9 protein-coding genes and 1 pseudogene are annotated in these 11123 nt (G+C 61.4%); 9 read left to right on the top strand and 1 reads right to left on the bottom strand.

Annotated features, from left to right (window positions below; translation table 11 throughout):
* Window positions 1-254: 254 nt before the first annotated feature.
* From HEP69_RS15395 to HEP69_RS15385, 3 genes are read left to right on the top strand one after another with little or no spacing between them, the layout of a single operon-like run.
* Complete coding sequence (locus tag HEP69_RS15395; protein WP_290559406.1) at window positions 255-1781, top strand: tyrosine-type recombinase/integrase; 1527 nt, start codon at window positions 255-257, stop codon at window positions 1779-1781.
* Entirely contained in the window at window positions 1778-2689 is a 912-nt protein-coding gene (locus HEP69_RS15390; protein WP_290559405.1) for a tyrosine-type recombinase/integrase, read from the top strand. The genes HEP69_RS15395 and HEP69_RS15390 overlap by 4 nt, the downstream gene beginning before the upstream one ends.
* Entirely contained in the window at window positions 2686-3690 is a 1005-nt protein-coding gene (locus HEP69_RS15385; RefSeq protein WP_290559404.1) for a tyrosine-type recombinase/integrase, read from the top strand. The genes HEP69_RS15390 and HEP69_RS15385 overlap by 4 nt, the downstream gene beginning before the upstream one ends.
* Window positions 3691-3729: 39 nt before the next feature.
* Here the strand turns inward: HEP69_RS15385 and HEP69_RS15380 are convergent, their stop codons facing one another.
* Window positions 3730-6171 (bottom strand): DEAD/DEAH box helicase, encoded by a 2442-nt coding sequence (locus HEP69_RS15380; protein ID WP_290559403.1) that lies wholly within the window; start codon window positions 6169-6171, stop codon window positions 3730-3732.
* A 244-nt stretch (window positions 6172-6415) separates the two neighbouring features.
* Between HEP69_RS15380 and HEP69_RS15375 the strand changes: the two are divergent.
* From HEP69_RS15375 to HEP69_RS15350, 6 genes and pseudogenes are all read left to right on the top strand, one after another.
* Window positions 6416-8200, top strand: a pseudogene (locus HEP69_RS15375) (strawberry notch C-terminal domain-containing protein); the annotation flags it as partial.
* Window positions 8201-8321: 121 nt separating this feature from the next.
* On the top strand, window positions 8322-8708 hold the full coding sequence (locus HEP69_RS15370; RefSeq protein ID WP_290559402.1) for a DUF6878 family protein: 387 nt from the start codon (window positions 8322-8324) through the stop codon (window positions 8706-8708).
* 1 nt (window position 8709) lies between these two features.
* Entirely contained in the window at window positions 8710-9171 is a 462-nt protein-coding gene (locus HEP69_RS15365) for a hypothetical protein (protein ID WP_290559401.1), read from the top strand.
* A 100-nt stretch (window positions 9172-9271) separates the two neighbouring features.
* Window positions 9272-9574, top strand: a complete 303-nt coding sequence (locus tag HEP69_RS15360; protein ID WP_290559400.1) for a hypothetical protein — start codon at window positions 9272-9274, stop codon at window positions 9572-9574.
* A gap of 124 nt (window positions 9575-9698) precedes the next feature.
* Complete coding sequence (locus HEP69_RS15355; protein ID WP_290559399.1) at window positions 9699-10427, top strand: DUF736 family protein; 729 nt, start codon at window positions 9699-9701, stop codon at window positions 10425-10427.
* Window positions 10428-10583: 156 nt separating this feature from the next.
* Window positions 10584-11120: a hypothetical protein gene (locus tag HEP69_RS15350; protein WP_290559398.1), complete on the top strand. Its 537-nt coding sequence runs from the start codon at window positions 10584-10586 to the stop codon at window positions 11118-11120.
* Window positions 11121-11123: the final 3 nt, after the last annotated feature.

The raw sequence follows: 11123 nt of genomic DNA, 5'->3' as shown, positions 1-11123 counted from the left end.
GGTCTCCGGGGGGTTCCGGCGGGCGAGGCCTGCTCAAACGCCGGCTGGAGACGGGCCCCGGAGGACGAGCTGGTCGAGGGCGCGCTAACGCCGCGCGACTATGTTTTATCCGGAGCTCCGGATAAAACATAATATGCCGCGTCACCGTTATGCGGAGTTCTGGTTTTCAAGCTGTTGTTCTTCTGATTCATTTTCGGGTTTCCGCTTTGGATAATCATGATGCCTCTGCTCTCAACCGCAGAAGGACATCCCCCGTGAACACATCCTCGAACTCTCCGTGCCGTGCGCACGACGGCGCCGACCACCTCGCTCTGGCCGACGCGTACCTCGCCGACAATCCCGGGCTTTCCCCGGGTGCGCTGAGCGCAACCCGTCACTTTCTGAAGTGGGCGCAGGCACGGAAAGTCTCTGTCCGCGACCTCAATGCGTCGGATGTCGGCAGGTTTCTTCGTCACCGCTGCCGCTGCGGTCGCTACAGCCCCAATCAGTTGCGAAGCCCGATGTACGCGACCTATACCCGCCGGTTTCTTCGATATCTCGAAGAGACCGGCATGGTTGATATCCCAAACAACACGGCCCGGCTAGGACAGCACCTGGAGGCTTTTGCCAAGAAGCTCGACACCGCTGGCTACAGCGAGGTGTCGCGCGCATCATTGCTCAGCCATGCCGCCCATTTTGCTGAATGGGTCCTACAACAGCGAGTCCCGGTGACCGCAATCGGTGAAGGAACCATCGATCAGTTCGCGTGGCACGAATGCCGATGCGGGGAGATGACCAAACATGGCAAAACGGTGCTGGCGTCTCACTATAAGAACCGTAAGCGAGGTGCCCGTGCGCTTGTTCGACACCTGATTGACGAAGGCCTGATCCCGCCCAACGCAACTGACGGCGTCTCCGCAAAAGACCCACGTCTGATCGGGTTTTCGGAATGGCTGCGAAGTGAGCGTGGAGTGACGCCCGAGACCGTACGGCGCTATTTGAACGAAGTGGGTCGCTGGCTGGACAGCCTGGGGGCAACGCCGGAGGATTACGATGCGGCGGCCATCCGTTCGATCGTATTGGATCAAGCTAAAGAACGGTCCCAATCATCTGTGCGCAAGACGGTCACCGTGTTGCGCGCCTTCCTGCGCTTTACGATCGTCCAGGGCGCATGCGCCCCGTCGCTCCTGCATGCGGTGCCATCTGCTGTTCGGCGCAAGCTTTCTACAGTCCCGCGCACGATCCCCACGGCGAAGATCGAAGAGATCATTGCCTCCTGTCGCACCGATACGCCGGTCGAGATCCGGGACCGCGCGATACTTCTCCTCCTCGCCCGACTGGCTCTGCGTGCGGGCGACATCTGGCAGCTGCGGCTGGCCGATATTGACTGGCGCGCGAGCCGGTTACGATTGCACGGCAAGGGCAGACGTGACGTGATGATGCCTTTGCCGCAAGATGTAGGCGATGCGTTGCTCGCCTATATCGAAGATGAACGTCCGGTGGTCGCGTCGGACAGGGTCTTTCTCCGAGTCCAGGCTCCTTTCACCCCGCTGCGATCCTCTGCCGAGATCGCCGGGATCGTTTCCCGCGTCCTGAGCCGGGGAGGTTTTACCGACTTGCCGACTGGTTCGCATGTCTTTCGTCATTCACTGGCCTCCGCCTGGCTTCGCGGCGGTGCGGACCTTGACCTGATCGGTGCAGCGCTGCGCCACAGTTCGCGCGATACGACCGCGATCTACGCCAAAGTCGATGTTGGGATGCTGGCAGAAGTGGCTCAGCCGTGGCCGGGAGACGCGTCATGATACATCACCATGTAGACCGCTTCGTCCAACTCAACCGCACACTCGGAAAGAAGTTCGCCGCACAGGAGACATCCTTGCGCGCCTTCGCGGATTTCGCTGCAAAACGATCCATCACGCATCTGACGGCAGCGCTGATACTGGAATGGGCCGGCGGCGCCGCGACGCCTTATGCTGCGCAGGCGCGGTTTGATCGCGCCCGCGCACTGGCGGTGTTCCTGCACGCGGAAGATTCACGGCACGAGATACCTGCGATGGGGCTGCTGGGTCGGTCACGACGGAGGCGGCCCGCTCCGCATATTCTGACGCGGGACCAAATCAGTCGGATCATGCAGGAAGCGCTTCTGGTGCCCGGCCTGACACCGATCAGCCCGTTGACTTACCATAACCTGTTCGGGCTGCTCGCTTCGACGGGCTTGCGGATTTCGGAGGCATTGTCCCTTCAGTGCGACGACGTTACGACGGAGGGCCTCATGGTCCGGAGCGGTAAATTTGGTAAGAGTCGTCTCGTGCCAATACATATTTCGACCCGCGCCGCGCTGGAACGTTATCTCGAAGCCCGCGCGGCCGTGCGTAACGCGAACGACGATCTCTTCGTTCTCGGTCATGGTCATGCCCCGACAAAAACACGGGCCCATGTGGTCTTCGTTCGGATCGTCCGGAAGCTTGGGTACCGCAATCCGACAGGGCCCGGCCCCCGGCTTCACGATCTGCGCCACACCTTCGCCGTGCGATCCCTTGAGGCCTGTGGGAACAACCCGCAGGCAGTGTTGCGGCACATGAAGGCTCTGAGCACCTACCTCGGCCATGTCGATATTGCCAACACCTACTGGTACCTTGAGGCTACGCCGGTTCTTCTGAAGATGATTGCGGCGACCGCCGAGGAGACCTGGATCGGAGGTGCGGCATGACCCCGCTCGCCCCCGACCTTTCAGCCTTCCTGCAAACCCATCTTCCCGATGAATGCGGCGCAAGCCGACATACCATCGCAGCCTATGCCCGTGCGTTCATCCTCTTGCTGCGGTTTGTCGCCGGGCGGGTCAAGCGAACCCCATCGGAACTTTTCATCGAAGACCTCGACATTCAGACGATCAGGGCGTTCCTCGAACATATCGAAGAAGGACGTGCCAATTCCGTCCGGTCCCGCAATGCGCGACTTGCGGCGATCAAATCGTTTTTCCGTTTCGTCGAACATCGCCAACCGGCCTGCCTTGAGCAGGCGATGATGATCCGGGCCATGCCGACCAAGCGAACAGACGCCAAGCTGATCGATTATCTTACCAAGGAAGAAGTCCGCGCCTTGCTTGCCGCGCCGAACCGCCACACGCCAGGCGGATTGCGGGACCGCGCCATGCTGCATCTGGCCTATGCCGCAGGGTTGAGAGCGTCCGAACTTCTGGCTGTGCGGATGGACGATTTTCCCGACGGGTCGTTTTCCAGCGTGCGGATATTGGGCAAGGGGCGGCGGGAGCGTGTGCTGCCGCTCTGGAAAGAGACCCAGGGCGCCATTCGCGCGTGGCTGGCGGTCCGGCCCGGTCAATTAGGTCCAGAGCTGTTCCTGAACCGTGATGGGCGCCGAATGACGCGGGACGGATTTGCATATCGGCTAAGGCAGCATGTGGCGACGGCCGAACGCTCGACGCCGTCGATTGCCGCAAAACACGTCACTCCGCATGTGCTACGTCACAGCTGCGCCATGCACACGCTTCAGGCCACCGGTGATATCCGCAAGGTCGCGCTCTGGCTTGGCCATGCCAGCATCCAGACGACCGAGATGTATCTGCGCGCGGACCCGACCGAGAAGCTAGCGCTTCTGGAGGCGCACCACGCACCTCTGATCCAACCAGGCAAGTTCCGGGAGCCCTCGGACAAGCTGATGCAGATCCTGGCCGTCGCCGCGCAACGTGCTTGACCTTTGCGGTAAAATGGCGTCCCGCGCTTCTGCGGGGCGCTATTCCATCACATAGCCGAGAGCCCGGTAACCGGTTCTTCTTTTGGCCGCCATTCTGGCGAGGACCGGGACCGAACTGTCTACATAGTCGACCACCAACACGTCCTTCTTGTCGTCATGTCGGCGGTGCAACCTGCCGACATATTGCGCCAACGTTCCCTTCCATGCGATCGGCATCGTCAGGAACAGGGTGTCGAGCCGCGCGTCATCGAAGCCTTCGCCGATATAGCGCCCTGTCGCGAGGATCAGCCGTTCCTCATCGTCATCCACATTCAGCGCCGCATGCGCGGCCTTCTGGTCCTTTGCGGACATGCCGCCACGGAGCACGACGATGTTCTTCGCAAATCGGGAGAACCGCTGATGAAGATGATCGAGGTGATCCTTCCGCTCGGTTAGTATGATCGGTGAGCGTTTGGCCTCCAATGATTTCAGCACGTCGTCGAAGATCAGATCGTTTCGGGCCTCGTCCTCCGCCAGAGCGGCATAGATCGCGGGCATTGACGGACGCTCGGCCATGGCGAGGGCCTCTGGCAGCCGGAATCTCGTGTGACGTTCCCGCGCTCGATGGCGCAGTCCGCTTTCGGCGGCCTGCGATTTGGCGCTCACCTGATGGCGCACCGGGCCACATTGCATGAAGATAATCGGATGATGCCCGTCCTTTCGAGCGACCGTCGCCGACAACCCGGCGACATAGCGCGCCTTCGACCTGCGGGCGACAAGCTCAAAGCTCGCGGCGGACAGGTGATGGCATTCATCGACGATGAGATGGCCATAGTCGGCAACGATATCGTCAACTTCGCCCTTCCGAACCAGACTCTGAATCAACGCTACATCGATCACACCGGTGGGTTTGCGTTTTCCGGCGCCGATGGTGCCTATCAGCTTGGGATCGATCTGCAAAAATGAGCCAAGCCGTTCAACCCATTGGTTCAGCAATTCCCGGCGGTGAACCAAGACCAGCGTATTTCGAGCGCGGTGCGCAATCAGTGCCGAGGCTACCACTGTCTTGCCGAATGCGGTCGTGGCGGCAAGCACGCCGGTATCGTGTTCGGCCAATGCGTCAAACGCTCGTGATTGCTGCTGGCGAAGTTGGCCACAGAAGCAGACCGTCTCCGGCAAACGAGCTCCGTCTTCACGCAAATCGTCCAGATCGGCTGTCGCACCGTGATCGGACAGGAATCTAATCGCTTCGTCGAAGCTACCGCGCGGCAGGGCAACGTGTCGGGGATGCAGTTCGGCGCAGGACACGATGCGTGGCTTGCCGAATGTTGGCAGTCGCATCGCCTGCGCGCGATAGAATTCGGGATTCTGGAACGCCGCCAACCGCACCAATTGCGCAATCATGGCCGAAGGTAGGTCCGAACGGTCGATATAGATTTGGTCTGCGACCGTCACCTTGATGGTTGTCGGAACAGGTACATCGAGGCGTCGCGGCGTACTGCGGCGTGATGGAGGCATTTTCCACGGTTCGTCCGCCTGCTCGTCTTCTACCGGCATGCGCACACCCAGCACCCGCCCGGAAAGCTCGGCGGCTTCGACCAGCTGGGTCACTGCTGCCGCCGACAATCGCGGCCAGGAAGACAAATAGGCCCACTGATCGTCATATGGCCGCAGGCTCGCATCGACAAAGACGCTGTTGCCCACCTTGCGTGCTGTGTTCTGGAGCGGCAGGGCGATCAGGTTGCCAAAGCCGCCGAGCGGCATTGTGTCCTGGTTCGGAAACAGCCGGTCATAGGAGGCGAATCCGATTTCAGGCCGTCGCTCCATCGTTTCCGTGATCAGGACGGATCCAAGCTGGCGCGCCAGACGGGCCGATACCGGTTCGGAGAAGAAGATCCAGACATGGCCGCCGTTCCCGGATCTCGACCGTTCAAGCCCTGCGGGTACGCCCTTTATTCGGCAGGTTTCCAGCAGTGCGTTGGCGTCTTCTGCCCAGGACGCCTTGTCAAAATCCGCCGCCAGGAACCAGCAATTATCACCGGGCAGCAGCGGATAAACACCAGCGACAAAATCACCGTTTCGGCCATCATCACCGCGCAAGTGTTTTTCCATGACGCTTGTGTCCGGCGGGATGAACCTCTGATGGGGGCATTCGCCACACTTGACCTTCGGTTTGCCACAGATGCCCTTCACCCATTCGTTGGCGCAGGCGGGAGAATATCCCGAGCGGCCAGTTTTTCTGTTTTCCCATCGCACTGGGAACACGTCAGGCCGACCGGCGAACAGGCGGCGGAACAGAGCTACTTTTTCGTGCGACGGCGAGACATTCGTGACGGGGGCATTCTCGAAAGAGGGCTGTTTCACAGTTGGCGCGGGCTCTGCAGCCAGACGAGCCTCAAGTGCCTCCATCTCGCGCTGAAGCTCACGCCGCTTGGCGTCTAGATCGGCCAGGCGTGCTCGAACCCGCGCCAAGTCCACTTCGATGTCGCTCTCATCTGCCACCCGCAATTACCACCCAAACCTCTCTGTCCCGTCCAGCATAATTCGGGAAAGCGTCCGACGTAAGCTGGTCTGCCTGATCGTCGGCCCGACCACCGAACGGATAGTTAGAGATGGAGTTCACGGGGGATGTCCTTCTGCGGTTGAGAGCAGAGGCATCATGATTATCCAAAGCGGAAACCCGAAAATGAATCAGAAGAACAACAGCTTGAAACCCAGAACTCCGCATAACGGTGACGCGGCATATTACGTCCTGGGATACCTCGAACAGGCCTTCCCGATTCATGCGCAAAAGCTCGTGGAGATTGACGGCAATATGGTGGCAGAACCTTTGCGGGATGAGACCGGGGCGCTGGTTGTCTCGCGCGAGGCGCTCGCTTTGCGTGACGCGGCCATGATGGAGTTGATGACGCTCGCCCCGATCCCCTCGGCGCTCGACCAGATCCTCTGGGCCTTTGGCGACGAGGCCGTGGCAGAAGTCACGGGGCGGTCCATCCGGCCCCTCAAGGCCGAGGATGGCCATCTCTTCATCGAGAAGCGCTCCGCCAGCAGCAATTCGTCGGAGACCCAAGCCTTTATGGATGGCGAGAAGGATATCCTGATCTTTTCCGATGCGGGCGGGACGGGCCGGTCCTATCACGCGGCGCAAACGGCGAAGAACCAGAAACGGCGGCGGCACTATCTTCTGGAGCCCGGCTGGCGCGCGGATGCGGCCATCCAGGGGCTGGGCCGCACGCATCGCTCTGCCCAGGTCAGCGCGCCCTTCTTTCGGGTCTGCACCTCCGATGTGCATGGCGAAAAGCGCTTCACCTCGACGATTGCCAAACGTCTCGACCAGCTGGGGGCCCTGACCAAGGGCCAGCGCGAAACCGGCTCGCAAGGCATGTTCCGCGAGGAGGACAATCTCGAAAGCCCGATCGCGCGGGCGGCCCTGCGTGGGTATTTCGCCGATCTTGCCGCCGGGCGCGCCGAGGCGATGAGCTACGAGAGCTTCACCGACTGGACAGCCCTGCGGCTGATCGACAAGGACGGTGTGCTTCTCGAGGAGCTTCCCCCGATCCAGCGGTTTCTCAACCGGGTTCTGGCCCTGCCCATCCACATGCAGAATGCGCTCTTTGCCGAGTTCATGCGCCGGATCGCTGATCAGACCGAAAGGGCGCGCGCGGCAGGCACGCTCGATCTCGGCGTGGAAACCCTGCGTGGCGAAAAGATCGAACAGGTCTCCACAGAGGATCTCTGGACCTGCCCGAAATCCGGCGCCGTGACGCGGATCATCGGGCTGGAGGTGACCGACCCGGTCCACGTCCTTGGGGCCGAAGAGGCCATATCGCGCAATCCCGACAAGCTACCGATGGTCAATCGCGCCTCCGGCCGCGCGGCGCTCATCTCGTCGCGCCCTATGCAGATGTATGACGAGGACATTGTCACGCTGATGCGCAAGGCGGTGCGGCCAAACGGGTCGAGCTATCTCGAAGAGGCACGGTTCACGTCTTCGGCCTGGGAAGACATCGAAAGGCCCGAGTTTGCAAGACTTTGGGATGCCGAGGCTGCGTCCCTGCCAAAAACCACCACGACCAAGCTCTACCTGCTGACCGGGCTCTTGTTGCCGATCTGGAAGGACATTCCGACCACCAATGAGCGCATCTACCGGGTCACGCCCGACGGGGCGACCGCGATGATCGGGCGCACGCTGAGCGAGGAAGGGGCGGCTGCGCTGCGCGCCCGCTTCCTCGTCTCCAACCCGCAAACACCGCAGGAGATGCTGACCGCCGCCCTCGGCACCACTGCGCCGGTCGATCTGGGCCGGGGTCTCACCCTGACCCGTCGCCGCGTCGCAGGCGAGATGCGCCTTGAGTTGTGCGGCGTGGACAGGGGCATGATTGATGGCCTCAAGGCCCTCGGGTGCTTCACGGAGATCATCGCCTTCCACCTACGGGTGTTCCTGCCGCATGGGGATGGGATCGACACGAGGAGAATTCTGGCCCGGATCGTGGGGCAGGGGCCTGCTATCACGGCGGACCAAGCCGCCTAAAAAGCCAAAGCAGGCTTTGGGTGGGGCGTCGCAGATCGGGATTTGTCCGGTCTGCGCGTTCCGGGCGCGCGCGGGCCAATGCCACGCCCGGCCCCCCAATTGCAGACAAGAGGACAGACTCATGACCAATCCCCAAACGGACTATGCCGCAATGGCGGCTCAGTGGCGCGCGGAGCGCGAAACCACCTTGAAGGCAACCCGAACGGAGCTGCTCGCGCAACTACGTGCGCTAGGCATCAGCGAGGTCACTGCCGAATACGAGGGCTATGGCGACTCCGGCAATGTCGAGGATGTGACGGTGCAACCTGCAGAGGTCCAGCTGCCGGAGGCGCTTGCCACAGAGGTGGGCGATTTCGCCTGGTCGCTCGCCTATCACCATCACCCGGGGTTCGAAAACAACGAGGGCGGCTACGGCACGCTGACCTGGGACTTGCGCAACGACAGCATCACCCTCGATCACGCGGACCGCTATGTCGAATGCTCGCACAGCTATGACGAGGGTCTTTGAGATGGCCCATCCGCTTCATCATGCCGAAAGCTCTGCCCGGAAATTCGGCGGGGTGCCGTCTGACTATCAGTCCATACATGACTGGTTCGATGCCTCGAAAGAGCACCTCGCGCTCTTCACGCACCGAGCCATGCGCCATCATGCCCAAGGCCTGTTTGAGGCCGAACGTGTCTTCGGCCTGACGCTGACCAACAGCGCAGGTCGTGAGATCCCCGTGCGCTGGATCGGCGAGCAGCATATCCGCGAAGACTGCCAGGGCCGTATTCCGAGCTTGGCGGACTGGCTGCGACGGATCCAGCCCGAGCCATGGATGGCCAATGGCCATATTGACCGGCATGCCGGCGATGAGCCCTGCGGCGACCCAAGGGTCGCCTGGGCCTCCGAGGTCGCCGCCGGCAGAACGGTTCTTGGCCTGAAGGATTGGATGGCCGCGCGCGCGATGCAAGCGGCGCAGAGTGCCTGACAGGACCCGGCTTTTTGCCAAATGAATGCCGCACGGAAGCCCGGTTAGAAGAGCGGGCTTCTTGCGCCGTTTCCCCACCATTTTTCTTGAGGAGGATCGCATGACACTCGATGACATCAAGGCGGCCGTCGATGCCGGGCAGACCGTGCATTGGGCCAATACCGGCTACATTGTCCACAAGGACAGGCTCGGTCAGTACCTGATCACCTATGTGCCGAATGGTAGCTGCATCGGCCTGACAGACCGGAGCGGGCAACGGTTGAACGGAAAAGAAACGGAGTTCTTCGTCGCGCAATCGAAGGACGCCGCAGAAAATTCGGGCAGCCAATCAAGACCAGACGGGCAGGGGAGGGGCGTTGCACCCGGAGGCGCGGGGGCATTCCCACTCGGACGGCAGCTCTGACCCGTGGGCGGGGCTGAAAGGAAAGCGAGCTTTCTGATTTGTGATCCCTCAAGGGGTCGAGAAAGCAATCCCGGATGCGCTGGCAAGAACGTCAGGCACCGGCCAATCCAAAAGGAACCATCCCATGTTCGCAGGAACCCTCACCCGCAATGTCGAGACCGCAGCCGCCGAATACACCGGCATGATCCATTCGACACGTTTCGATATCGCCATCCAGCTTGAAAACCGCCCGAAGATGTCCGAACGCAGCCCGGATTACGACGTGACGGCAGTCAACAAATCAGGCCGCAAGGTGCGCATTGGCACGGCCTGGAACGAGACCGGCAATACAAGCGGCAACCCCTACATCTCGATGCAGATCGATGTCGGCTTGGGCCCCTTCCGGGTCAACGCGGTGCAGACGAAAGAGGCGCGCGCGGCCCAGAGCGGCGAATTCGAGATCATCCCGCTGGTCTCGAACGGCCTGATGAAGTCCGGCTCGATCTCGGGCGAGCTCACCGCCATGGACGCGGACAACGCCTTCACCGGCTACATCGCCAACATGATGTTCGATCTGGAGTTCATGCTGATCGAGAACAGCTATAAATCCGAGGAGACCCACCCCGATTACCGGATCGAGGTCAGCTCGCCCCGGGGCACACCGATCCGCGTCGGTTCGGCCTGGATGGCGAAAAGCAGCCGCACGGGCAATGACTACCTGTCGCTGCTGATCAACACGCCCGATGGCGACCTGCGCGTCAACGCCGTGCAGAACGAAGAACAGCGCGGTGGGCAGACCTTCTCGATCATCCCGTTCATCGACAGCGGTGAGCAGCCGCAGGACGCGGGCGCGGGGCTCTCCTTGGTCGCCTAATCGGCGCGCGAGGGGGAGACGATCTGAACCCAAAGGGGAACCGTGGGATCACGGTTCCCCTTTTGCTGTGTCCGTTGGCGTGAAGGACGCCACCCGCTTGCGATCAGGTGTAAGTGTGATACGATAATATATTAACGTAATGTCGAGGGCGGGCGCGTGGCGGCTAGATCAGGGACGGTTCCATGGTTTGACAGCTTTGATGTTGAGGCAGAGGTTGCAGATCTCCTCGCCCATATCGAGCGCTGCACCGGATTTGCGCTACCCGCCCGACAGCGCGCCGTCATCATGTCCCATGCAAGGGCAAAGCTCGACAGGACAAGGCAGGCATTTCTGGAGGCCAAGGCGGCAGGAAAGCCGGTGTCCACATCGCGGCGTGCGTATCTGACCGACCTGCAGGACACGATCTTCATGGCGATCCCGGAAGAGAACCTCGCGCGGATGCCGCTGAGCGAGCAGGTTCTCAACGATCCGTCATTTTACGCGGACGCCATGCATAACGCCGCCGCGATTAGCGAGGATGAGTTGTTCATGGCGCTGTCCTCTTCGCTGAAAGACATGACGGTCCAAGACGCCCGGGCCTTCGTCTCGAAGCTTTGGCACGGCACGATTGACGACAATGCCCGCAAATATGCGGAAGCCCTGAAGCGCCCCGAGCGTGAACCGCAGCCCTTTCGCCCGGGGAACACCGTGTAAGAT

It is taken from the genome of Aestuariivita sp. (assembly GCF_021404545.1).
Lineage (GTDB): Bacteria > Pseudomonadota > Alphaproteobacteria > Rhodobacterales > Rhodobacteraceae > Aestuariivita.
Note: the sequence above shows the minus strand (reverse complement) of the source record. Positions and strands in the feature narration are given on the sequence as shown.

Bases quoted from the DNA above. Each gene is read 5' to 3' on its own strand.
- HEP69_RS15390 (WP_290559405.1), top strand. From the start codon at position 1,778: ATGATACATCACCATGTAGACCGCTTCGTCCAACTCAACCGCACACTC.
- HEP69_RS15385 (WP_290559404.1), top strand. From the start codon at position 2,686: ATGACCCCGCTCGCCCCCGACCTTTCAGCCTTCCTGCAAACCCATCTT.
- HEP69_RS15370 (WP_290559402.1), top strand. From the start codon at position 8,322: ATGACCAATCCCCAAACGGACTATGCCGCAATGGCGGCTCAGTGGCGC.
- HEP69_RS15365 (WP_290559401.1), top strand. From the start codon at position 8,710: ATGGCCCATCCGCTTCATCATGCCGAAAGCTCTGCCCGGAAATTCGGC.
- HEP69_RS15360 (WP_290559400.1), top strand. From the start codon at position 9,272: ATGACACTCGATGACATCAAGGCGGCCGTCGATGCCGGGCAGACCGTG.
- HEP69_RS15355 (WP_290559399.1), top strand. From the start codon at position 9,699: ATGTTCGCAGGAACCCTCACCCGCAATGTCGAGACCGCAGCCGCCGAA.